Consider the following 24,277-nt stretch of genomic DNA (forward strand, 5'->3'; position numbering starts at 1 on the left):
AGCTTTCCGGCAAAGGACTGACCGAGGCCTACACCGCCTATTACGCCGCGCAGGACGGGAATTTTGCCCAGGCGGTTGAGTTGTTGGCCGCCTCGTGGGACTCTGCAAGCCGTCTCAGCTCGCTGGTGGAGCAGGGGATTCGGGACAGCGTGCTGGCCCGGTTGCGCCGTGAGCTGGACCAAAACCATATTTTTGACAACGAGTTGGACCGCTATCTTTACCGGCCGCTGGACATTTACTGCCACCGAGGGATGCAGCGGCTGCGGGGCGTAAAGGGTGCTTATGAGTTCGACGAGCTGGAGGACTGCCTGAAATACAGCATCCGGCAGGCGAAGCCCTTGACGGTGGAGAACCTATACAGCAAAAACAAGAACTTTATGACGGAGTGATGCAGGTGCGTTAAAAAGGCAGGCCCGGAAAGTCAGAGACTTTCCGGGCCTGTCGGTTTTAGAAAAAGTTCCGCCGCCCTGTGGCGGGGGCTAGTCGAAAAGTGCACAAAGCTGCGTACTGAAGGCTTAGAACCGAACGACCTCGCCCTGCTTAATTACAGTATCCACTAGATTTGCGCCCAGCCGGTAGCAAATGTAGTCCAGATCCGGCGCATCCCACACCAGCAGGTCGCCCTGCTTGCCGACCTCCACGGAGCCAAGCCGGTCTTCCCGGCGAACAGCCGCCGCACCGTTGAGAGTGACGGCGGTGAGGACCTCCTCCGGCGTGAGGCGATATTTCAGGCAGGCGATGTTCATGGCAAGCTGCAAATTGGCGCTGGGGCAAGAGCCAGGGTTGAAGTCTGTGGATACCGCCACAGCGACGCCCGCGTCCAGCATGGCCCGAGCGGGAGCGAAAGTGGCCCCCAGATAGAAGCTGGTGCCGGGGAGCAGGCAGGCAATCACGCCGCCCTTGGCAAGGCTCTCGATCCCGGCTTCGGGGCAGACGATGAGATGCTCTGCGGAGATAGCACCAATTTCGCCCGCAAGCTGAGACCCGCCGATGGGGTCAATTTCGTCGGCGTGGATTTTAGGAATCAGACCGTGGGCCTTAGCAGCCTCCAGAATCCGGCGGGACTCCTCAGCAGTGAACACGCCCGTCTCGCAGAATACGTCGCAGAATTCGGCAAGCTGCTCCCGGGCGACGGTGGGAATCATCTCCTCGCACAAAAGGCGGAGATACCCTTCCCGGTCCTCCTTGAACTCCTCGGGTACGGCGTGGGCCCCCATAAACGTGGGGACGACCTCCACCTTATGCGTTTCATTCAGACGATGGATGACCCGCAGCTGCTTATACTCGTCCTCCGGCGTCAGGCCGTAGCCGCTTTTGGCCTCGCAAGTGGTGACACCCATGCGCAGCATGTCGTCCAGTACCTTGGCGGCCTTATCCGTCAGTTCCTCCTCGGAGGCGGCGCGGGTGGAACGGACGGTGGAGAGAATGCCGCCGCCCTGGGCCAGAATTTCCAGATAGCTCACGCCGTGGAGTTTCATCCCCAGCTCGTTTTGCCGCCAGCCGCCGAAGATCAGGTGGGTATGGGCGTCCACCAGACCGGGCGTGACCAAACGGCCCTTGGCGTCCACCACTTCCGCGCCGTCGGAAAGTCCTGCGGGAATCGTGCCCTCGCCCACAGCGGCAATCAGCCCGTCCTTTACAAGAACATAGGCGTTTTTCAGCATTGTGATTTCTCCCTGCTCCTTACCGCGCCTCGCGGTGGAACCGGTGGGAGTGGCCAGCAGACCGATGTTTTTAATCAGCAGATTTGCCATGGGTTAGCCTCCTTTATAAAATGTGGGAAAAGGGGCCTCTTAATAAAGGCCCCTTTTCAGGTTTTGTTTAAAAATTACTTCGTGCCCTGAAGAGCCTCGCGGATCAGTTCTTCATCGTTCTCCGCCTCGTAGGGCAGGGTGATATGGTCCTGACCGTTGTACATCTCGTTGTACTCAACCACGGTGGACATGGCGTTCTCATTGCGGGCCCAGGAGCGGCGGGCAACGCCCACCATGGTGTCCCAGGGCATGGACATACGCAGGATGGTGTCCACGGTCTCGCTGCCGTCCAGCACCATGCCGAAGCCACCGTTGATGGCCTTGCCGATGCCGGTGCCGCCGCCGTTGTGCAGGGCGATGAGGCTCATGCCCCGTGCAGCATTGCCAGCATAGCACTGGGTGGCCATCTCGGCCATAATGTTGGAACCGTCCTTAATGTTGGAAGTCTCCCGGAAGGGGGAATCGGTTCCGCCGGTGTCGTGGTGGTCGCGGCCCAGCATCACGGGGCCGATTTCGCCGTTGCGGACCATTTCGTTGAACTTCAGAGCGAGATTCATGCGGCCCATGGCGTCCTGATAGAGGATACGGCACTGGGTACCCACCACCATCTTGTTCTTTTTCGCGTCCCGGACCCAGACATAGTTGTCATAGTCCTGATAGCGGCGGTTGTGGGCTTGAATATACTCGGCCGCGGCGGCGTCGGTCTTATCCAGATCCTCGGGCTTGCGGCTCAGGCAGCACCAGCGGAAGGGACCGTAGCCATAGTCAAACAGGAAGGGCCCCAGAATGTCCTCGACATAGGATGGGAATACAAAGCCGTCCAGATCGTTTTCGCCGTTTTTGCAGATGCTCTTCACACCTGCGTCATACACGGCCTTGAGGAAGCTGTTGCCATAGTCGAAGAAATAGGTGCCCCGCTCGTGGAGCTTGCAGACCATTTCATAGTGGTGACGCAGCGTCTCATCCACCAGCTTGCAGAAGCCGTCAGGGTCCTTGTCCAGCATCTCGGTGCGCTGCTCGAAGGTCAGGCCCTGCGGGCAATAGCCTCCGTCGTAGGGAACGTGGCAGGAGGTCTGGTCGCTGAGCAGGTCCACATGAACGTTTTTCTCATACAGGAACTCCAGCAGGTCCACCACGTTGCCGTGGTAGGCGATGGCGCAGGGAGTCTTGTCCGCCAGGTGCTTTTTGGCAATGGCCAGCGTCTCTTCCAAATTGTCGGACTTTTCGCTGACCCAGCCCTGCGTATAGCGGGTCATGATGCGGGACATATCCACCTCGGCGATGATGGACACGGCGCCGGCGATTTCCGCCGCCTTGCCCTGCGCGCCGCTCATGCCGCCAAGGCCCGCGGTGACGAACAGTCGGCCTGCCAGATTCCCGTCGGTGGGAATGCCCAGCTTCAGCCGGCCTGCGTTGAGCAGGGTGTTGAAAGTGCCGTGGACAATGCCCTGAGGCCCGATATACATCCAGCCGCCTGCGGTCATCTGCCCATAGTTTGCGACGCCGATGGCGGCAGCGCGATTAAAGTCCTTCTGGTTGTCGAACATACCCACCATCAGTCCGTTGGAGATGATGCAGCGGGGAGCGGTTTTGTGGGAGTGGAACAGGCCCAGAGGGTGGCCGCTCATCACAACAAGGGTCTGCTGGTCGGTCATGACCTCCAGATATTTCTTGATGAGACGGTACTGCATCCAGTTCTGGCAGACCTGACCGGTTTCGCCGTAGGTCACAAGCTCATAGGGATACAGCGCCACGTCGAAATCGAGGTTATTCTCGATCATAACCTGGAACGCCTTGCCCTCGGTGCAGTTGCCCTTGTACTCGTCAATGGGCTTTCCGTGCATGCGGCCCTGGGGACGGAAGCGGTACCCATAAACCCGGCCGTGTTCCTCTAGTTCCAGTGCAAATTCCTTAGCCATCTGGGCGTGGTGATCCGGGTGAATGTACCGAAGAGCGTTGCGAATGGCAAGCTCCTTGTCGGCCTGTGTCAAATGGGCTTCCCGACGGGGCGCACGGCGGATACCCTCCTCAAAAGAGGGGTACTCCGGCAGGTCATAGTCCAGTTTGACCGTCATAGCTTTGTCAACATCAAAGGTAGCCATGCTTGTTCCTCCTGAAAATTGAATTCTGCCAACCGGAAATCCTCCGGTCCGGGCAGTCAAGGATTTTCTCTTACAACCGCATTCTAACATGCGTGTTTTCAAAAATCAACAAAAATCATAAAAATAGAACAAAAAATTTAGTAGTTTTCACCAAATTAAAGCGGTATTGCGACAATTCACTGCCAAGGCATCACATCAGTGGGCCAAAGCGTTTTCCGAGGCGTAGGCCTATGGATATAATTATAGGTGTTTCGCGTTGAATCCGCGTCAAAAAAAGCGGACACATAGGAAAAAAAGAGGAATGTGAACCCTGAATAGGAAAAACGGTTGCGCGGTGGCATTTTTTTTGCTATGGTACAGATGTTGTAAGTGAATAAGGGGACGCAGCTGCGCGGCCCAAAACCGGGACGGATAAAGGAGTGAAACGCGATGGATCAGATCATGGAGTGCATCCCGAATTTCAGCGAGGGACGAGATCTTGAAAAGGTGGAGAAAATTGCGGGAGCCTTTCGGGCGAAGGAGGCTGTGAAGCTGCTGGATTACAGCACGGATAAGGACCATAACCGCTGCGTGATTACCGCCGTGGGCAGTCCGGAGGCTCTGCGTGACGCGGTGATCGAAGCCATTGGTATCGCCGTGTCGCTGATCGATTTAACAAAGCACGATGGGCAGCACCCCCGTATGGGGGCGGCGGACGTGGTGCCCTTTGTTCCTGTGCGGGGCTGCATGCTGGAGGACGCGGACCGCATTGCAAAGGAGACTGCCGCCGCCGTGGCGGACCGGTATGCCTTGCCGGTGTTTCTCTATGAAAAGTCTGCCTCCACGCCTCACCGGGAAAACCTGGCCGCTATCCGCAAGGGCCAGTTTGAGGGGATGGCGGAAAAAATGAAGAATCCCCTGTGGCGGCCCGACTTCGGCCCGGACACCGTTCATCCCACCGCGGGCGTGACAGCCATCGGCGCACGGATGCCTCTGGTGGCCTTCAACATCAATCTGAACACCTCCGATCTGCACATCGCCGACGAAATTGCTCACCGCATCCGTCACATCAACGGTGGCTTCCGGTTTGTAAAGTCTATGGGTGTGCTGGTGGAGGACCGGAATATTGCTCAGGTTTCCATAAATATGACGGATTATACCAAAACCTCCCTCTACCGTGTATTTGAGACGGTAAAGATGGAGGCCCGACGCTGGGGCGTGAGCGTGGTGGGCAGCGAGATTATCGGATTGACACCCATGGCCGCATTGGTGGACTGTGCCGAATACTATCTACGCATTGAGAACTTCCGCATGGATCAGATTTTGGAGACGCGGCTGTAAAGCCACCATAAAGTGGGAAATTGGACGGCTGCCCGGGAAAACGGGTGGCCGTCTGCCGCGTTTTTTACGCATTCTGAATGGTCGCCGCGGCGATTCCTCTTCCCTTTCGACAAAAACTGTGCTAAACTGATAAACAATGACCTTTGCGGGAAGGAGACGGTTGTATGGTTTTCCAGCAGCGCCTGGAGCAGGCGCAAAAGCAAATATTGACGCAGGCGATGCTGCAGTCGCTCCAGTGCCTGCAAATGCCGTCTTTGGAGCTGCGGGAATTTTTGCATGAAGCGGCGCTTTCCAATCCTCTTTTGGAAGTGGAGGACGCGCCTCACGACGGACCTCGCCCCGAGGCGATGGAGGCGGCCCCGGAGACGGTGCTTCCCATCGAGCGAAGGGAGCAGCTTATCTGGGAGGGCGGAGGAGGACTTTCGGATTTCACTTCCTGCCTGACCCGGCCCCAGACGTTTTCTGAGTATTTGGACGACCAATTGGGCCAGTCTGCTACGCTGGGCGGACGGATGCTGGCGCTGAGCCGGTATCTGGTGGGCTGTCTCAACTCCGCCGGCTATCTGGACTGTGAGCTTCACGAGCTTGCCCACGAGATGGACGTGCCGGAATCGGAGCTGGAGCAGGCGCTTTTTGCGGTGCAGGCGCTGGATCCTCCGGGCGTGGGAGCACGGAGTCTGTCAGAGTGCCTGCTTTTGCAGTTGGCGCAGGGCAGGGAATTTACCGAGGTGAATATCCACATGATCCGCTTCGGTCTTCCGCTTTTGGCAGAGGGTGATTATGCGGGCCTTGCAAAGCTTCTGGGCGTTTCTCCGGCGGAGGCCCGTCGGGCCGGGGACGTGGTCCGCGCATTGAACCCCATTCCCTCCCGGGGGTTTTGTGATCGACGAGGCACGGCGCTGATCGCGCCGGAGGCCGTCATCCGCCAGGCGGGAGACGGACTGGTGATTGAAATGAACGAAGGCGCGGTCCCCCGCGTCTCGTTAAACCGGGAATACTGCGCCTTGGTGGGTGATCCCGGCTGTCAGGAGGCCCAACTTTATCTGAAAGAGAAGCTGGCTGAGGCCAAAAACCTGATGAACAATATGGAAAGTCGGCATGAGACACTGTTCCGCCTTCTTTGCGCGCTGGCCCGGGAGCAGGAAGGTTACTTTCTCCGCCGGGAGGACTTGCTGCCCATGACCATGGAGCAAATTGCCCAGCGCTTAAATCTGAACGTTTCCACGATCAGCCGGGCAGTGAAGGACAAGTATGTCCAATTTGACGGACGGATTTTCCCGCTGAGGAAGCTGTTTTCCACGGCGCTGCCCACTGGCGGCTCTGCCGAGGCGGCCCGCAGCCGCCTGCGCCGCTTCGTGGAGGCGGAGGCCCCGGACCGGCCTTTGTCCGACGAGGCGCTGGCGCAAGCACTGTCCGGCGTGGGGTTTTCCCTGTCCCGGCGCACGGTGGCGAAATACCGGGGCGAGCTGTCCATTCCTCCCGCCTCTCAGCGCCGCAAAAAGACATAGGCTGCGGGCGGTGCGCCGCTTTTTCGAGAAGAATTAGATTGATTCTCCCTGCAAACAGGCGCAGGCATCCCTGCGGGTAAAAGAAAAGATTGAAAAGGCGGCAAAAGCTGCCGATAAACAGACAGAGACGGAGCGATGGCCCCGTCTCTGTTCCTTTACTTTGGGATTACAGCACCAGAGATGGCGGGGCATAGGCCCGAGTCAGCAGCTCGCTGTTAAGCATATACAGGCTGCGGGCTTCGCCGCCGTACAGCTCCATCTTGGTAATCTGGTCGCTGGCATTTTTCTCTTCCTCGCCCTGCTCCTTGATGAACCAATCCAAAAATTGAATGGTGCGGAAGTCATTCACCTTTTGTGCAGCGGCATAGATGGCGTTGATGAGGGCGGTGACGTATTTCTCGTGCTCGAGACTGACCTTCAAGGGGTCGATCAGGTTCGAGAAAGCGTTGTCGGGCTGGTCGATGGCCAGTAGTTTCACAGGCTCGTCATTGTTCTGCATGTAGCGGTAGAACAACATGGCGTGGTCCTGCTCCTCCTTCGCCTGAATTTCATACCAGTTGGCGAAGCCGTCCAGTCCCTTGGCATCATAGTAGTTGGCGATATCCAGATACAGGTAGGCGGAGTAAAACTCCTTGTTAATTTGGTTGTTTAGCAGTTCGGATACAGTTTTATCCATTGTAATACCTCCTCGTATAAAGCGGAAAAAATCGACAGTTGGTTGCTTTTTAGTATAGCATTACCGCCCTGAAAGTCAAGGCATTGAAAGAAATTTGCCCGCCATCTCTTGACAATTAGTCGGGGTCGTGATATCCTCTCAACATCGGTTAGGCAAAACTAACTGACGCTTGAAAGCTGCCGGGGGCAGCATTTCAAAAAGCATGAGATTAGTCTTGTCTAACCTGTGCTTGAAAATCCGCGCTCTGTGGAAGGTTTTTTCGTGCCCGCGAGGCCGTTTCTGCGGATGTCCGGCAGAAAAAAGGGAAGGCTATACACGTCATGAGATTTGTTCTATTGACGCGGAAGCCGCCCGCAGGCGGCCCGCATTGACACGGAGCAATCTGCTCCGCAAGACACGGGAGGCAGTTTATGGAGCCACGATTTGAAACGGCGCTGATTACTCACTGCGCGCCAACTCTGGCGGGGGTGAAACCCGCCAATCTGTTTCGTTTTCGGAGCGAGAGTCTGGAACAGCTTCGGCGCGACGCCGCCCGCTGGGATGAGACACTGAAGCTCTATGGCGTTCGCGTGCGCGTTTTAAAGGAATGCCCTTCACTGAACGCCGGAATGCTCTATGTCTATCGGGAGTCCTGGGTGGGCCGCCTGCTGGCAGAAGAGGGCAGCCGTGCGTTTCTGGAAAGCGATGGCTACGCCAATTCCGGCGTATCTGCCATGCTGGACCAGCTTTCCGAACGTATGTGCATGGAAGCAGAGTATCCCCACGAAATTGGAATTTTTCTGGGCTATCCGCTGGAGGATGTGGTGGGCTTCATTGAAAATCGAGGCTGGAACTATACCTGCTGCGGCTATTGGAAAGCCTATGGCGACCCGGCGGCGGCGCAGAGATGCTTTGACCGGTACCGGAAATGCACGGCAGTGTATAAGGAGCGGTATGCCCGGGGAGTCCCCCTTATTGAGCTTGTGGTGGCTGCATAGCCTCCACTGGTCATAATTATTTAACCTATTTGCTGAGAAAGGAAGCTGTATTATGAACAAAGTTGCAATCGTCTATTGGAGTGGGACCGGTAATACGGAAAAAATGGCGCAGTGCATTGCAGAGGGCGTCAAGGAAGTGGGCGGTGAGGCCGAGTTGCTGGGCCCCGGTGATTTTTCCACCGCCCAGTTTAAGGAGTACGCAGCCGTAGCCTTTGGCTGCCCCGCTATGGGGGCCGAGGTTTTGGAGGAGAGCGAGTTCGATCCCATGTTTACCGCGTTGGAGGGCGATCTCACCGGCAAGCGCATCGCGCTGTTCGGATCCTACGGCTGGGGCGACGGCCAGTGGATGCGTGACTGGTGCAAGCGCTGCGACAGCGCCAACCTCTACGAAGAGGAAGGACTGGTTGTCAATGAAATGCCAGACGAGGCCGGTCAGGAAGCCTGCCGCGCGCTGGGCCGGGGACTTGCCAAGTGGTAATGCGCCGCGTCCGCTAAAAAAAGATACATAGCGTCTGCTTATCTTCTATTTTCCCCGGATGCTGCCCCCGTGCGGCTCAGGCTGACCGCACGGGGGCGGTTCCGTTTTTTTGCGGCGATTATGGCTGCGCGTTGCTTATCTGCAAAACAGACAGGTAAATCTGCACAAAAGAAAAGAGACGGGCTTTTTTTAATCCAGATAAGTTAGCGAAACTAACTTGAAACCGCCGGACGCATGAAAAAGGGGGTTGACAAGGATGGTTAGTGGGAGTAAACTTTAGTTGTAAGAAAGGTAAGTTGCGACTTACCTTTGTATTTGGAGTTGTGGTTAGCAATCGCTAATCCTTGAGAGAGAGGAGAGCCTATGATGCCGCTGACGATGGCGAGAACAGGGGAGACTGTGACAATCCGTAAAATTTCTGGCAAAGACGAGGTACGCCAACACTTGGCGGAGTTGGGCTTTGTCGTGGATGAGGATATCAGGGTGGTCAGTGAGATTGCCGGGAATCTGATTCTACAGGTGAAGGACAGCCGCATTGCTCTTGACAAGACAATGGCCAATCGTATTATGATTTGAGGAGGAGAGATATGAGGACACTGAGAGATTTAAAGGTGGGCGAAAGTGCCACCGTAGTAAAGCTTCACGGCGAGGGAGCCACCAAACGGCGGATTATGGATATGGGCATTACCAAGGGCGTGGAGGTTCATGTGAGGAAAGTGGCCCCCCTGGGTGACCCCATGGAGTTGAACGTGCGGGGCTATGAACTCAGCCTGCGCAAGGCTGACGCGCAGATGATCGAAATTCAGTAAACTGTACATTTTTCGCGGACAAAGCCGGAAAGCCGGATTTTCCGTGGGAGCGAACCAAGCGCGTGGGGCGCGTTTGCTCTTGAAAGCAGATCGGGCGTGGAGAAGCCTGCTCTTGCAGGGCGGCGGAGGGCCGCCATTTTCAAGGGCTGGAGGTTAGCTTTTACTAACATTATGGAAGGAGAAAACGATGGATACTAAGATTGCACTGGCCGGCAACCCGAACTGCGGTAAAACCACGCTGTTCAACGACTTGACTGGCTCCAACCAGTACGTGGGCAACTGGCCCGGGGTGACCGTGGAAAAGAAGGAGGGCAAGCTGAAAGGCCACAAGGATGTGGTGATTCAAGACTTGCCCGGTATCTACTCGCTGTCCCCCTATACGCTGGAGGAGATGGTGGCCCGGAGCTATCTGGTGGGCGAGAAGCCGGATGTCATTTTGAACATCGTGGACGGGACCAACATCGAGCGAAACCTCTATCTCACCACCCAATTGGTGGAGTTGGGGCTGCCCGTGCTTGTGGCGGTAAACATGATTGATCTGGTCCGCAAAAACGGCGATCAGATTGATTTGAAGAAGCTGGCGGAGGCGCTGCACTGCGAGGTTGTGGAGATGAGCGCCCTGAAGAGCGAGGGCAGCATTTCCGCCGCCGAGAAAGCAATGGCTCTGGGCCAGTCCCGTAAGGCCGGGGAACTGCCCCATGTGTTTACCGGCAGCGTGGAGCACGCCATTGCCCACATCGAGGAGTCCATTCAAGGAAAAGTGGACGACCGCTTCCTCCGTTGGTATGCCATCAAGATCTTTGAGCGGGACAGCAAGGTCCTCTCTGAGCTAAACCTTAGCGCCGACTTGAAGGCCCATCTGGAAGAGCATATCAACGACTGTGAGAAAGAGCTGGATGACGATGCCGAGAGCATCATCACCAATCAGCGGTATGCCTACATCAACGGTGCGGTGAACAAGGCTGTGAAACGGCATCGGGCCAAGCATGACCTCACCTCCTCCGACAAAATTGACCGTGTCCTCACCAATCGGATTTTGGCTCTGCCCATTTTTGCGGTCATTATGTTCGTGGTGTATTGGGTGTCTATGGGCCCCTTTGGCAGCTTCCTGACGGACTGGACCAACGACGTGCTGGGTGCGGCATGGCTGCAGGAGGGCTCCCGCGCTCTGCTGGAGGGCTGGGGCGTTGCCGAGTGGCTGATCGGCCTGATTTCCGACGGTGTCATTGCAGGCGTTGGCGCGGTGCTGGGCTTTGTGCCCCAGATGCTGGTGCTGTTCTTCATGCTGGCCATTTTGGAGGATGTTGGCTATATGGCCCGTATCGCCTTCATCATGGACCGGATTTTCCGGAAGTTCGGCCTGTCCGGCAAGAGCTTTATCCCCATGCTCATCGGCACCGGCTGCGGCGTGCCCGGCATAATGGCCTCCCGCACCATTGAAAACGAGCGGGACCGGCGTATGACCGTCATGACCACCTGCTTTATCCCCTGCGGTGCAAAAATGCCCATCATCGGCCTGTTTGCCGGTGCAATGTTCGACGGCAGCGGCCTTGTGGCCGTGTCCGCCTATTTCATCGGCGTGGCCTCCATCGTGATTTCCGGCATCATCCTGAAGAAGACAAAGGGCTTCGCCGGAGACCCGGCGCCCTTCGTTATGGAGCTGCCTGCCTATCACGTTCCCGCCATGAACAATGTGCTGCGGGCCACTTGGGAGCGAGGCTGGTCCTTTATCAAGCGGGCGGGCACCGTCATCGTTGTCGCGTGCATGGTGCTGTGGTTCTTGCAGGGATTTGGTTTTGTGGACGGAACATTCGGCATGGTGGAGGACAATAACTCCTCTTTGCTAGCAGCCATTGGCGGCGTGGTGTGCATCATCTTCGCTCCTCTGGGCTTTGGTGATTGGCAGTCCACTGCGGCCACGGTTACGGGTCTAATTGCCAAGGAGAATGTGGTTTCCACCTTCGGTGTTCTGTTCCACATCGGCGAAGAGGTTGCCGAGGACGACGCGGGCCTCTGGGCCGCTATCGCGGCGCACTACACGGTTCTCTCCGCATACAGCTTCATGGTGTTCAACCTGCTGTGCGCCCCCTGCTTTGCCGCTATGGGCGCCATCCGGCGGGAGATGAACAACGCCAAGTGGACCGCTGCCGCCATCGGCTATATGTGCGGGTTCGCCTACGTGATGGCCCTGATGATCTATCAGTTGGGCGGATTGCTTCTGGGCGAGGTATCCTTTGGTGCGGGCACCGTGGCGGCGCTTGTGGCGCTGGCGGGGCTGGTGTATCTCCTGTTCCGCAAGAACAAGTACGACGGCAATGTTCTTTCTGTCAGCTCCGTGGATGCGGCCGCCAAAGTTGGCGCCCGGTAATATAAAGTTCTTAAACATCCACCTTTGACACTTTGAAAGGAGTGGTCTGCACATGAATCTGCCGACAATTATCGTAGGACTGATCGTTCTGGGTGTTTTCGTGGCCATCGTGGCCCGCGGCATCCACAACAGGAAAAACGGGAAAGGCGGATGCTCCTGCGGCAGCGACTGCGGCTCCTGCGGCGGAAGCTGCCACGAGAGATAAAGATTCTGCTTCAATTTGAGGCGCGGGCAGAGCAAACTCCGCCCGCGCCTTCCTGTACCCATTTTGAAACAGGAGGACTATAATGGAACGACTGACCCCGGCGCATCGGCGCTATCTTGCGGCAATTTACGACCTGGCTCACGCCATGCAGGATGTCAGCACCGTGGAGCTGGCCAAAGCGTTGCGCGTGACCAAGCCCTCCGTCACACGGATGTCCACAGTCCTGATGGAAAAGGGATTTTTGGTGCGGAAGCGATACGGAAAAATCTATCTCACGGACACGGGTTTTTTGGCGGCAAGAGATTTCAAACGAAAAACCCTTCAATTGCAGTCTTTGCTGCCAAGGCTGGGCCTAGACCTGACGGAGGACGAGAGCTTTGAGCTCTCTTGTCTACTGGCGGCCTCCTTGCCGGAGCGGGCGCTAGAGGGACTTGGTGCTTGATAGAAACCGCGTATTCGTGTTCTTTGCGGAAGGGAAAGTGCCGGCATTCTGCCCGTGAAACAACGGCAAAAAGCGCCGCCCCGAATCTTCGGAGCGGCGCTTTGGTTGTTCTTGGTTACAGCTTGGTGACCACAGGAATGATCATGGGGCTGCGCTGGGTGTTTTTAAAAAGGTAGTTGCTCACGGCGGACTTCACCGCGCTGCGCATCTCGCCGTCATCCCGCCCGCGGCTGCGGGGGGCATTGGTTGCCGCTTCCATGGCGATGTTTTCCAGCTCTCGCATCATCTCGTCGGATTCCTTCACGTAAATGAACCCCCGGGTGACAATCTCGGGCTTGGAGAGAAGCTGCCCATCGTTGGAGGAGACGGGGAGGATCACCACCACCATGCCGTCCTCGGCAAGGCGCTTGCGATCCCGCATTACCACAGCGCCCACGTCACCCACGCCGGAGCCGTCTACAAACACTTCTCCGGAGGGGACGGAGCCGTTGACCTTCATGCTCTTACCGGTGATTTCAATGACGGTTCCGTTTTGCCCAATGGCAATGTGATTGCGGTCCATGCCCATGGACTGGGCCAGATTGGAGTGAATTTGCAGCATCCGCTGCTCGCCGTGGACGGGGATGAAGAAACGGGGCTTCGTCAGCGCGTGGACAATCTTCAGCTCCTCCTGACAGGCGTGGCCGGAGACGTGAAGCATATCCGCGCGGTCGTAAACCACGTTCACACCCTTGCGGAACAGCTCGTTGATGACCCGGCCCACCGTCACCTCGTTGCCGGGGATAGCGGAGGCAGAGATAATCACCTTGTCGCCCGCGCCCAGCTCCACCTGACGGTGGGTGGAAAAGGCCATACGGTACAGAGCACTCATCTCCTCGCCCTGAGAGCCGGTGGTGACGATAACCTGCTTGTTTTTGGGCAGACCCTTAATGCGGTTCAGGTCCAAAAGGGTGTTCTTGGGAACCTTCATATAGCCAAGTTCCGTGGAAACCCGCATCATGTTCTCCATGCTCCGACCGGTCACTGCCACCTTCCGCCCTGTGGCGGCCGCAGCGTCCAGCACCTGTTGGATGCGGTGGACGTTGGAAGCGAAGGTGGTGACAAGGATACGCTCATTGCATCCGGTGAACTGGCGAGTGAAGGCAGCGCCCACGGTTTTCTCAGACGGGGTGAAGCCGGGCCGCTCCACATTGGTGGAGTCAGCGCAAAGGGCAAGCACGCCCTCCTTACCCAGCGCACCCAGCCGGGCAAGGTCCATGACCTCACCGTCGATGGGGGTTGAGTCGATTTTAAAGTCACCGGTGTGGACCACGGTGCCCATCCGGGTATGGATGGCGAAGGCCACGGAGTCTGCGATGGAGTGGTTCACGTGAATAAATTCCACGTTGAATTTCCCCGCTCGGACGGTTTCGCCCGGCTCCACAGTGATAAGTTTGGTGGATTTCACCAGACCGTGCTCCTCCAGCTTCAGCTTGATCAAGCCCGCGGTGAGCCGGGTGCAGTAGATGGGAAGGTTGATTTGCTTGAGCACGTAAGGAATAGCCCCCACGTGGTCCTCGTGCCCATGGGTGATAAACAGACCACGGACCCGAGTACGGTTTTTAATCAGATACGTCACGTCGGGAATCACCAGATCAATGCCGTACATATCGTCTCCCGGGAAGGCCATGCCGCAGTCCACGACGATCATCTCGCCGCCATACTCATAGACGGTCATGTTCTTGCCGATCTCGTCCAGACCCCCGAGAGGGATAATTTTCAGTTTTTCTGCCATAACTTCAGAGAACTCCTTTATATAGAAAATAAGTAAAAATAATGGAGAAATCTCAGGATGTACCGGCGGAAAACGTTTGCCAAAGTAGGGTGCGAGAGCCATTTGCATCGCAAAAAGCCGCACCAAACTAAGGACGGTCCAACTTCATCCGGCCCCGTCTCGCCGGCGGAAGAGTGAACTGCGTCCGCGCTGTACCCTATGAGATTGTCCGTTTATTAAACCGGGATGGGACCGCGGTCCTGCCCAGTGAAATACAAAAACATCAGTGGGCTGCGGCGGCAGGGGCAAAAATGCCTAATTCGCAGACCTGCGCGCAAACTCCCAAATGATACTGTATGGGATAGTATAGCACATGCCCCCTACTTTGTATACACCTTTTTTAAAAATTGAAGAGGGGTCGAAAGTAGAAAAAATCTTGCCCGAAAAACAAAGGGGTGGTATACTAATAAAATCTATGGCTTAGGAGCATCGCCGCGAGGCCGCGCTGCTCCGGAGGAGGGCAACCGAATATGAATAAAAAATTTTCCCGGCTGCTGGAGCCCAATTTAAAACTCTACTTTCTCTGCCTGCTGCTGTTCGCGGCAGTGACCGTCCCGGTGCAGCCGTTGCTGGCAGCGGCAGAGGGCGCGGTTACGGTGGGGATGTATCTTTATTTCCGCTCCAGCACCCAGAAGCGCAAGCAGGGCATTTTGCAGTATATCAACAGCCTGACCGGCAGCGTGGACGCCGCCAGCAAATCCACCCTGATTAACTCCCCTCTGCCCATTATGGTTTTTCGCCCGGATACCGGGGAAATCATCTGGAGCAACGAGGATTTTTTGCAGCTTGTCGGCGTGCGGGAGCATCTGTTTGAAATTAAAGTGGAAGACACGGTGCCGGGGATGCCGGTTGCGTGGCTGCTGGAGGGGAAGCAGGAGTGCCCAGACCGGGTGGTGATGAACAACCGCCGCTTTCGGGTATATGGCAGTCTTGTCCGGGCAAAGGACCGGGACGGCACCCAGAATCTGGTGGCCACCACCTACTGGGTGGATACCACGGAATACGACGCCATGCGGGAGAAGTTTGAACGTTCGCGCCCCGTGGTGGTGGTTTTAAATGTGGACAACTACGAGGAGCTGATGAAGGTCAGCGGCGAGGCCCAGCGCAGTGCCATTCAGGCCCAAATTGACGAAAAGCTAACGGCGTGGGCGGTGGACACGGGACTTTTGGTGAAGACCAACCGGGACCGCTACCTTCTTTTGACGGAGGAAAAGGACTATGCCCCGCTGGTGGCGGAGAAATTCTCCGTGCTGGATTCTATGCGGGAAATTGGCGGCGAGGGGTCCCACCCCACGCTGTCCATTGGCGTGGGCCGTGAGGCCGACGGGATGGCAGAGCTTTACAAAAATGCGTCTTTGTCGCTGGAGATGGCGCTGAGCCGGGGCGGCGATCAGGCAGTGGTCCGGGGCAAGCTGGATTTTGAGTTTTATGGCGGACGGACCAAAAGTCCTGAAAAACGGACGAAGGTGAAGTCCCGGGTCATGGCAAACGCGCTGGGTGAGTTGATGAGCGACGCGCGGCAGGTGTATATTATGGGCCACTCCTTTGCGGATATGGACGCAGTAGGTGCGGCGGCGGGCCTTTGCTGTGCGGCCCGGAAGCTGGGGAAGCACCCTCAGGTGGTCATCGACCTGAACCACAACGCGGCGGAAGCCGTGTTGGAAAAACTGCGGGGCCGGGGGGAATACTCCGGTGTGTTCGTGGGTGGCAGCGAGGCGCTTTTGCGGATGCAGCCGGGGGCGTTACTGATCGTGGTGGATACCAATCGGCCGGATTTTGTGGAAAGCCCTGCCGTGCTGGAGTCCTGCAACCGCGTGGCGGTCATCGACCACCATCGTCGGGCCGCCAGCTACATCGAAAATGCCGCATTAAATTTCCACGAGCCGTATGCCTCCTCCGCCTCGGAGCTGGTGACGGAGCTGTTGCAGTATTTGGTGGAGCCCAGCGACCTCCTTCCCGAGGAGGCCGAGGCGCTGCTTGCCGGCATCGTGCTGGACACAAAGCATTTCACCATGCGCACCGGAGGACGGACCTTTGAGGCAGGGGCCTTCCTGCGCCGGGCAGGGGCGGACACCAGCGCGGTGCAGCGCCTGTTCCAGAACGATTTGACGGAAATGGTTTCCCGCTACGACATCATCCGTCAGGCGGAGATGTACCAGGATGACATTGCCGTGGCCACCGTGACGGAGGACGGCGTGGAGCGGGTGGCGGCGGCGCAGGCTGCCGACGAGCTGCTGACGCTCAAGGGCGTGCAGGCTTCCTTTGTGATCTACCGAGACGGGGAGAGTGTTTTGATGTCCGCCCGGTCCTTGGGGGATATCAACGTACAGGTGATTCTGGAGACGCTGGGTGGCGGGGGCAACTCCACCACCGCGGGCGGGCGTGTGGAGGACAGCGACCCCGAAACCGTCCGGGAAAAGCTGCTGGAAGCCGTGGGCGATTATCTGAAAAAATAAAAGATCCCCCTGCGGGATCGGACAAATAAGGAGAGATACCGATGAAAGTGATTTTAATGCAGGATGTGAAGGGCCAGGGAAAGAAGGGCCAGATGGTGGAGGTTTCCGAGGGCTACGCACGGAATTTCCTGCTGCCCCGCAAGCTGGCTACCGCCGCCACGGCGGATGCGGTCAACACCATGAACATGAAGGAAAAGGCCCGCAAAGCTGAGGAGGCCCGCCTGAAGGCCGAGGCTGAGGCCACGGTGGAAAAGCTCAAGGAGTGCCCCGTCAAGGTCACCGCCAAGGCCGGAACCGGTGGGCGGCTGTTCGGCGCCATCACCACCAAGGAGATTTCCGAGGAGCTGATGAAGCAGTACGGTGTGGACATCCCCAAGCAGAAGCTGGCGCTGGAGGACCCCATCAAGGCGTTTGGCAACTATGAAGTCCGGGCCAAACTGGGCTTCGAGGTGAGCGGCACCGTGTACGTGTCCGTCTACGAAGAGAAATAAGCGTCACCATGAATCCAAAACACGCCCGGAGGTGATTTTTCGTGGCAATTGAAGATTTGCTCCTTCGCCAAACGCCCCACTCCTTAGAGGGTGAGCAGGCGGTGCTGGGCTCCGTCCTCATCGATCCGGACTGTGTGAAGGAGGTCGTGGACAAGCTGCGGCCCGAGGATTTTTATTTGCGTCAGAACCGGGAGATTTTTGAAACGATCTCATCCATGTTCACCTACGCCAAGCCCATCGACGGGATCACGGTGGCAGAGGAGATGCAGAAAAACGGCACCTACGACGAAAATACCACCCGGGCCTATCTTGCCCAGCTTATTGAAATTACTCCCACGGCGGCAAACGTACTGGAATACGCCGCCATTGTCCGGGACAAAGCCCTTTTGCGGGCAGTGGCTCAGGCTGCCTCGGAGATTACTGCCATGGTGCAGGAGGGCGGCGGCGAGGCCGCCGAAACGCTGGAAGCGGCGGAGCAACGGATTTTTGCCATCCGCCGGGGACAGGGCGCGCAGGGCATGACCCCTGTCCGGCAGGTGCTGCCGGACGTGCTGGATCGGCTCAGCGAAATGAGTGAATCCACCTCGGGTATGCCGGGCCTGTCCACGGGCCTTTCCATGCTGGATACAAAAATCACGGGCCTGAACAAGTCGGATCTGATTCTGCTGGCGGCCCGGCCAGGTATGGGAAAAACCTCCATGGCCCTGAACATGGCCCTGAATGTGGCCAAGGGGACGGAACAGTCTGTGGCCGTCTTCTCCTTGGAAATGTCCAAGGAGCAGCTTGTTTTGCGTCTTCTGTCTTCCGAAGCACTGGTGGAAAGCAACAAGCTGCGCACCGGCTCCCTGCGGGAGACGGACTGGGAGAGAATTGCGGACGCCGCCACGGTGCTCAACCGGGTGGATATCCGCATCGACGACAACCCGCTTCTGTCTGTGGCGGACATGAATGCCAAATGCCGCAGGCTTGAAAATCTGGGCCTGGTGGTCATCGACTATTTGCAGTTGATGACCTCTGCCGGAGGCAAGAGCCGGGGTGGAGAGAACCGCCAGCAGGTGGTTTCTGATATCTCCAGAACGTTGAAAATCATGGCAAAAGAGCTGGATGTGCCAGTGATTTGCCTGAGCCAGCTAAGCCGTGCCAACGAAAAACGAGACGACAAGCGCCCCATGCTCTCGGATCTCCGAGAATCCGGCGCTATCGAGCAGGACGCGGACATCGTGCTTTTTCTTTATCGGGACGACTACTATAATGAGGACTCTGAAAAGCGCAACATTGCCGAGTGCATCGTAGCGAAGAACCGCCACGGCGAAACGGGAAAGGTGGAGCTGAAGTGGGTGCCGGAGTATACCATGTTCGGCACGCTGGAGACACGGTACGACGATGAGGACTAAACTGCCCTCTGCCGAAAAATATATGACGGCGCATTTTACGACCGGGATGGAGCTGCTGTGTGCTGTGTCCGGTGGACTGGACTCTATGTGCCTGCTGGACTTTGTCGTCCGCTGGGCGGAGGGACGGGAAATATCTGTCGTCGCTGCCCATTTTCATCACGGACTGCGGGGCGCTTTGGCGGACCGGGATGAGGCCTTTGTCCAGAATGATTGTGCACAGCGGGGCATCCCCTTTGTTTCCGCCCGGGGTAACGCCCAGGCAGTGGCCCGGGAGGAGGGCCTTTCCGTGGAGGAGGCGGCACGGCGGCTGCGATACGCCTTTTTGGAGGAAACCGCCGCCAAGCGGCACAGTGCCGCCATTCTAACAGCTCACCATGCCGACGACAACGCGGAAACCATGCTTTTAAACCTCTGCCGGGGGACCGGCTCAGCAGGGCTTGGGATTCCGGCTGTGCGGGGGAATATTTACCGCCCGTTTTTGGAGTTGACACGGAATCAGCTTGCGGATTACGCTGCGGCTCGGGAGTTGCTCCATGTGGAGGATGAGACGAACGACGAGGACGTCGCGGCCCGGAATCTTCTGCGGCACAAGGTTTTGCCGATTCTGCGAGAAATTAATCCGAAAGCCGCGCAAAATATGGCCCGCTCTGCCGGGCTTCTGGCGGCGGAGGATGCGCTGCTGGACGAACTTGCGGAAAGACTGCTTGAGGGCGCGGAGCTGTCCGAGCATAGGGCTGTTTTACCATGGGAAGTTCTTTGGGCCGCGCCGGAGGCTCTTCGTGGCAGAGCGGTACTGGGGCTGATGGAAAAAGTTTGCGGACGGCGGCGGGATTTGTCTGCCATTCACGCCCGAGCTGTGCTATTATTGGGAGAGGGCCGGGTTTACTCTTTGCCTTATGGGCTGCTGGCCCGCAACAATGGGGAAACGCTGGAGCTGTATAAAGCGAGTCCCATGCCACAGCCCGTGCCCCTTTTGCGTGGGCAGCCGGTGAAATTCGGCAACTGGCGTGTGCTGCTGGGGGGCGAGGGACCGCCGAAAAGCGTGTCCTATCGGTTGTGCGTACCGGGACCGCTGGAAGTGACCCTTTGGGACAGGGGCGACCGCATGGAGTTGCCGGGAAGCCGGGGGGCACGGACGCTGAAGCGGCTGTTTGCCGACGCTGGGATCCCCCCGGACACGCGGGACCGTTTGCCGGTGCTTCGGATGGGAGCGCGGCCCGTGGCCGCGCCGTATCTTGGCGTGGATTTGGAATTTTCCGCCGGAACGTCCGGCGAATGGATAACGTTTTATACAGAAGATATAGAGGGAGAGACACTATGAGAAGTGAGATGGAAAATGATATCCTCAAAATCCTGGTGACGGAGGAGCAGATTCAAACCCGCATCGCGGAGCTGGGCGAGGAGCTGTACCAGGAATTTGAGGGGAAGAACCCACTGTTTCTGGGCGTGTTGAAGGGCTGCTTTTTGTTCATGGCAGATCTGGTGCGGGCCTGTCAGGTGAAAAGTGATGTGGAGTATATCGCCGTCAGCTCCTATGAAAACGCCACCAGTTCCTCCGGCCGCGTAAAGATTGTCCACGACATTCAGCAGGACATCACAGATCGGCATGTCATCGTGGTGGAGGATATTCTGGACTCCGGAAACACCCTTGCGTTTCTCAGCGAGTATTTCAAAACCCGGGGCGCGGCCTCCATTACCATCGTAACGCTGCTCGACAAGCCCTCCCGCAGGACCAAGGCCGTCAATGCCGATTATGTCGGCTTTGTGGTGCCGGATGAGTTTGTGGTGGGCTACGGATTGGACTATTGCCAGCAGTACCGCAATGTCCCCTATATCGGCGTGCTGAAACCGGAGGTTTATTCCCGCTAAACGGGCACTTTGCCCGCAAAGGAGTGAGGACCCGTTGAAAAATTCAAAAACCACAAACGTGATAACCTTTGTTTTTCTGGCGGTGGTGATGCTGCTGTGTGGCATGTACCTGTGGCGCAGCACCTCTGTCGCCAAGCCACTGGAATACTCTGAGGTGGTGCGTCTTTTCCAGCAGGAGAAGGTGGAAAGTCTTGACATCTTCAACAATACGCTGACGCTGCATCTGCGCACGCAGATCAACGGCAGTACCACCGCGGTCCACGAGCTGTATGATTTCGAGCTGTTTTACAGCGATTTGAACGACCTGATTCAGGAGCAGGCCGCCAAGGGCATCATTACCTCCTACAACTATCGGGCGGATCATTCCACCAACTGGCTGGCGATTCTGCTGCCCTATGTGGCGGCGGCGTTGTTACTGGGCGGTATGTGGTATCTCATGTCCCTCCGTTCCGGCGGGGCGGGCGGTGCGGATCGTATGAACCGCTTCAGCGAAGCCCGGACCCATGCCCTTTCCGAGCGGGACAAGTCCATCACATTTGCGGATGTGGCGGGGGCTGATGAGGAGAAGGAAGAGCTGTGGGAGATTGTGGAGTTTTTAAAGGACCCGCAGAAGTTCACCGAGCTGGGCGCAAGGATTCCCAAGGGTGTGCTGCTGGTGGGCCCTCCGGGCACGGGAAAAACACTGCTTGCAAAGGCCGTGGCGGGAGAAGCTGCGGGGGGCTTTTTGTCCATCTCCGGATCGGACTTTGTGGAGCTCTACGTGGGCGTGGGTGCATCCCGGGTGCGGGACCTGTTCAAAGAGGCGGTAAAGACTACGCCCTGCATCGTGTTTATCGACGAGATTGACGCCGTGGGCCGCCAGAGAGGCACCGGCGTGGGCGGCGGACACGACGAGCGGGAGCAGACCTTGAATCAGCTTCTGGTGGAGATGGACGGCTTTTCTGCCAACGAAGGGGTGGTGGTGCTGGCCGCCACCAACCGGGTGGACGTGCTGGACCCGGCGCTGCTGCGCCCCGGCCGGTTTGACCGACAGGTGTTTGTGGGTCTTCCTGATATTCGCGGACGTGAGGAAATTCTGAAAGTGCACACCCGGGGCAAGCCCCTGTCTGAGGATGTTGACTTGAGCGAGGTGGCCAAGGGGACCCCCGGCTTCACCGGGGCGGACCTTGAAAATCTCACCAACGAGGGGGCGCTGCTGGCGGCCCGGCGGAACCAGAAGTTCATCACCATGGCGGATTTGAAGGAGGCGGAGATCAAGGTCATTGCCGGACCGGAAAAGAAAAGCCGGGTGATTCCTGAGCACGAACGCCGGCTTACCGCCTTCCACGAGGCCGGCCACGCCATCGTGATGCACGCGCTGCCCAATCACGATCCGGTGAGCCAGATCTCCATTGTGCCCCGGGGGCAAACGGGCGGCATGACGATCTCTTTGCCGCAAGAGGACCGCTCTTATATGTCGAAGCAGTATCTGGAGGAGCAGATTGTGGCCCTGCTGGGAGGCCGTGCCGCCGAAAGTCTGGTGCTGGGGGATATCTCCACCGGCGCGGGCAATGATATTCAGCGGGCTACCCGCATCGCCCACAAAATGGTGGCCAGCTACGGTATGAGCGAAAAGCTTGGCACTGTATCCTTTGAATCCGGACACGATGAGGTGTTTCTGGGCCGGGCCATGGGACAGGGCCGTAGCTATTCCGAGCAGGTCGCCGCCCAGATCGACGAGGAAGTGCGCCGCATTGTCACCACCGCCTATGACCGATGCGAACTGATTCTGCGGGAGCGGCGTACTCAGCTGAATTCGGTAGCAAATTTCCTGCTGGCCAATGAGACAATGACGCGCCAGGAATTTTTGACCGTGGTGGAGGTCTCCACCCGGGTATAAGCTCACAGAAGAAAGCCCTGCTGTCCGACGGACGGCAGGGCTTTTTTGAAAAGCAGCCCCTTGGCCGCGCATTTTCGGCGTTTTCTGATGTGCGTTTTTTGCCAAAAGAGTAAAAAGCGAAACAAAATGTGGGCTGAGACGCAAGCGTGCGCAATTATTTTTCGTTTCCTTCGGCGAAATCACGAAAATGATTGTCCTTGTATCGAGGACACAAATTGCGAATTTTTTTTGTAATGGTTACATATGTTTTCTCCATAAAGACAAAAATTGAAATGTTTTTGGAAATTTTTGGGCCAAAGGACAGATTTAAACCGCTGTGCTGTATATAATTCTACTTGAAAAACCGGAAGAAATTCCGTAAAATGCTTCTTATGCTAAGAGAATTGAAGAATAGTTCTCTTTTATTGAAGACAGGAGGAAAGAACATGAAAAAGTTTCTTGCGCTTGCCATGGCCCTTGCCATGACGTTCTCTCTCGCAGCCTGCGGCGGAGATACCGGCGGCAGTGCATCCGGCAACGGCGGCAGCGCGTCCGGTGGCAGTAATCCCGTGCTGAAGGTGGGCGTGTTTGAACCTGCGTCCGGCGACAACGGCGCGGGCGGCAAGCAGGAAGTGCTGGGTATCCAGTATGCCAATCAGGTGGCTCCCACCGTGGAAATCGGTGGTCAGACCTACGACGTGAAACTGGAAATCGTGGATAATCAGTCCACCACCGACAAGGCCATTACCGCAGCTCAGACGTTGGTGAACGCGGGCGTGTCCGTGGTGCTGGGCTCCTATGGCTCCGGCGTGTCCATTGCCGCCGCACCCACCTTTGAGCAGGCCAAGATTCCAGCCATCGGTGTGTCCTGCACCAACCCCGCTGTGACGGAACTGAACCCGTACTATTTCCGGGTCTGCTTCCTGGATCCCTTCCAGGGCAGCGTCATGGCCAACTTCGTGTCTGAGGAGTTCGGCGCGAAAAAGGCCTATGTCCTGACCATGCTGGGCGAGGACTATGGCTCCGGCCTTGGCACCTATTTCAAGCAGGCGTTTGAGGGTCTGGGTGGCGAGGTGAAGGCCGAGAGCTTCCCCGAGGGCACCTCTGACTTCTCCGCTTACATCCAGAACGCCGTGACCTATGGCGCGGACGTGATTTTCGCCCCCTCCTCCACCACCTACGCGGCCCTGATCGTGGGTCAGGCCGCCAAGGCCGGCGTCACCATTCCCATCACCGCCGGCGATACGTGGGAGAACTCCGCGATTCTCGCCGCTCAGAAGGGCACCGATCAGAAGGTTTACTGCTCCACCTTCTTTGACGAGAACGACGATGCGGGTCCTGCCGCCGCGTTTGTCAAAGGGTTTAAGGAGTTTTTGAATGCCGATGCCCAGAATCTGACCAATAACGGCGGCAACGACATTGTGGCTGCTGTCTCTGCGTTGGGTTACGACGCGTACATGACAGCCATCGAGGCCATTAATCTGGCCCAGTCCACCGAGGGCGAGGCCATTCAGGCCGCCCTGTTCAACGTGGATATCGACGCGGTTACCGGCCACATCACCATCAATTCCGAAACAGGCGATGCCAACAAGACCGAGGCTTACATCAAGCAGGCCACGGAGGGCGCGTTTACCTTCGTGAAGCGTCAGTCCGTAGAGGGCTGATTCGAAGATCTGCCCCAAAACCGTAGGGCCCACGGCGCGGGCGGGGAACCACCCCGCCCGCGCTTTTCAGGGTACAGCGATTCTGGTTTGCAT

General features: G+C 57.4%; 21 protein-coding genes. 17 read left to right on the top strand and 4 right to left on the bottom strand.

What is annotated here, in order from left to right; genetic code table 11:
• Positions 1–389: hypothetical protein (locus RT018_RS06475; RefSeq protein WP_312940310.1), on the top strand; the 389-nt coding region annotated here is incomplete at its 5' end.
• 126 nt (positions 390–515) lie between these two features.
• Here RT018_RS06475 and hutI read toward each other — a convergent pair.
• The gene (hutI, locus tag RT018_RS06480) at positions 516–1,754 is read right to left on the bottom strand and encodes an imidazolonepropionase (protein WP_312940312.1); all 1,239 of its coding nucleotides are present in this window, start codon (positions 1,752–1,754) and stop codon (positions 516–518) included.
• A gap of 74 nt (positions 1,755–1,828) precedes the next feature.
• Positions 1,829–3,856, bottom strand: a complete 2,028-nt coding sequence (locus RT018_RS06485; protein WP_312940315.1) for a urocanate hydratase — start codon at positions 3,854–3,856, stop codon at positions 1,829–1,831.
• 429 nt (positions 3,857–4,285) lie between these two features.
• Between RT018_RS06485 and ftcD the strand changes: the two genes are divergently transcribed.
• Both ftcD and rpoN read left to right on the top strand, forming a co-directional pair.
• A complete protein-coding gene (gene ftcD / locus RT018_RS06490) occupies positions 4,286–5,176 on the top strand; it encodes a glutamate formimidoyltransferase (protein ID WP_312940318.1) in 891 nt (296 codons plus the stop codon).
• A gap of 164 nt (positions 5,177–5,340) precedes the next feature.
• Positions 5,341–6,684, top strand: a complete 1,344-nt coding sequence (gene rpoN, locus RT018_RS06495; protein ID WP_312940321.1) for an RNA polymerase factor sigma-54 — start codon at positions 5,341–5,343, stop codon at positions 6,682–6,684.
• A gap of 166 nt (positions 6,685–6,850) precedes the next feature.
• Here rpoN and RT018_RS06500 read toward each other — a convergent pair whose 3' ends face one another.
• Positions 6,851–7,360 (bottom strand): ferritin, encoded by a 510-nt coding sequence (locus RT018_RS06500; RefSeq protein ID WP_312940323.1) that lies wholly within the window; start codon positions 7,358–7,360, stop codon positions 6,851–6,853.
• Positions 7,361–7,770: 410 nt separating this feature from the next.
• Between RT018_RS06500 and RT018_RS06505 the strand changes: the two genes are divergently transcribed.
• The 7 genes from RT018_RS06505 (at position 7,771) to RT018_RS06535 (ending at position 12,639) form a co-directional block, all read left to right on the top strand.
• Positions 7,771–8,337, top strand: a complete 567-nt coding sequence (locus RT018_RS06505; protein ID WP_312940325.1) for a DUF3793 family protein — start codon at positions 7,771–7,773, stop codon at positions 8,335–8,337.
• 52 nt (positions 8,338–8,389) lie between these two features.
• Positions 8,390–8,815, top strand: a complete 426-nt coding sequence (locus RT018_RS06510) for a flavodoxin (RefSeq protein WP_312940327.1) — start codon at positions 8,390–8,392, stop codon at positions 8,813–8,815.
• Between the two features lie 363 nt (positions 8,816–9,178).
• Complete coding sequence (locus RT018_RS06515) at positions 9,179–9,391, top strand: FeoA family protein (protein WP_312940329.1); 213 nt, start codon at positions 9,179–9,181, stop codon at positions 9,389–9,391.
• A gap of 11 nt (positions 9,392–9,402) precedes the next feature.
• Positions 9,403–9,624 carry a FeoA family protein gene (locus tag RT018_RS06520; RefSeq protein ID WP_312940332.1) on the top strand — a complete coding sequence of 74 codons (222 nt, stop codon included), beginning with the start codon at positions 9,403–9,405 and terminating at the stop codon, positions 9,622–9,624.
• Between the two features lie 187 nt (positions 9,625–9,811).
• Positions 9,812–11,992: a ferrous iron transport protein B gene (feoB, locus tag RT018_RS06525; protein WP_312940334.1), complete on the top strand. Its 2,181-nt coding sequence runs from the start codon at positions 9,812–9,814 to the stop codon at positions 11,990–11,992.
• Positions 11,993–12,044: 52 nt separating this feature from the next.
• Positions 12,045–12,197, top strand: coding sequence for a FeoB-associated Cys-rich membrane protein (locus RT018_RS06530; RefSeq protein ID WP_312940337.1), 153 nt, complete (start codon positions 12,045–12,047; stop codon positions 12,195–12,197).
• An 82-nt stretch (positions 12,198–12,279) separates the two neighbouring features.
• Entirely contained in the window at positions 12,280–12,639 is a 360-nt protein-coding gene (locus RT018_RS06535) for a MarR family transcriptional regulator (protein WP_312940338.1), read from the top strand.
• A gap of 115 nt (positions 12,640–12,754) precedes the next feature.
• Here RT018_RS06535 and RT018_RS06540 read toward each other — a convergent pair whose 3' ends face one another.
• Positions 12,755–14,413, bottom strand: coding sequence for a ribonuclease J (locus RT018_RS06540; protein WP_312940341.1), 1,659 nt, complete (start codon positions 14,411–14,413; stop codon positions 12,755–12,757).
• A 509-nt stretch (positions 14,414–14,922) separates the two neighbouring features.
• Between RT018_RS06540 and RT018_RS06545 the strand changes: the two genes are divergently transcribed.
• The 7 genes from RT018_RS06545 to RT018_RS06575 all read left to right on the top strand — a co-directional run bounded on the left by RT018_RS06545 (position 14,923) and on the right by RT018_RS06575 (position 24,184).
• Positions 14,923–16,908, top strand: coding sequence for a DHH family phosphoesterase (locus tag RT018_RS06545; RefSeq protein WP_312940343.1), 1,986 nt, complete (start codon positions 14,923–14,925; stop codon positions 16,906–16,908).
• A 41-nt stretch (positions 16,909–16,949) separates the two neighbouring features.
• On the top strand, positions 16,950–17,399 hold the full coding sequence (rplI, locus tag RT018_RS06550; protein ID WP_312940346.1) for a 50S ribosomal protein L9: 450 nt from the start codon (positions 16,950–16,952) through the stop codon (positions 17,397–17,399).
• Positions 17,400–17,440: 41 nt separating this feature from the next.
• Complete coding sequence (dnaB, locus tag RT018_RS06555; RefSeq protein WP_312940348.1) at positions 17,441–18,793, top strand: replicative DNA helicase; 1,353 nt, start codon at positions 17,441–17,443, stop codon at positions 18,791–18,793.
• Positions 18,783–20,114 carry a tRNA lysidine(34) synthetase TilS gene (gene tilS, locus RT018_RS06560; RefSeq protein ID WP_312940349.1) on the top strand — a complete coding sequence of 444 codons (1,332 nt, stop codon included), beginning with the start codon at positions 18,783–18,785 and terminating at the stop codon, positions 20,112–20,114. The genes dnaB and tilS overlap by 11 nt, the downstream gene beginning before the upstream one ends.
• Positions 20,111–20,662 carry a hypoxanthine phosphoribosyltransferase gene (hpt, locus tag RT018_RS06565; protein ID WP_312940350.1) on the top strand — a complete coding sequence of 184 codons (552 nt, stop codon included), beginning with the start codon at positions 20,111–20,113 and terminating at the stop codon, positions 20,660–20,662. Before tilS ends, hpt begins: the two co-directional genes overlap by 4 nt.
• A gap of 88 nt (positions 20,663–20,750) precedes the next feature.
• A complete protein-coding gene (gene ftsH / locus RT018_RS06570) occupies positions 20,751–22,541 on the top strand; it encodes an ATP-dependent zinc metalloprotease FtsH (protein ID WP_312940439.1) in 1,791 nt (596 codons plus the stop codon).
• A 425-nt stretch (positions 22,542–22,966) separates the two neighbouring features.
• Positions 22,967–24,184: an ABC transporter substrate-binding protein gene (locus tag RT018_RS06575; protein ID WP_312940352.1), complete on the top strand. Its 1,218-nt coding sequence runs from the start codon at positions 22,967–22,969 to the stop codon at positions 24,182–24,184.
• Positions 24,185–24,277 lie beyond the last annotated feature (93 nt).

Origin of the sequence: Oscillibacter sp., assembly GCF_032060045.1 — a bacterium.
In the GTDB taxonomy this organism is placed as follows: Bacteria; Bacillota; Clostridia; order Oscillospirales; family Oscillospiraceae; genus Oscillibacter.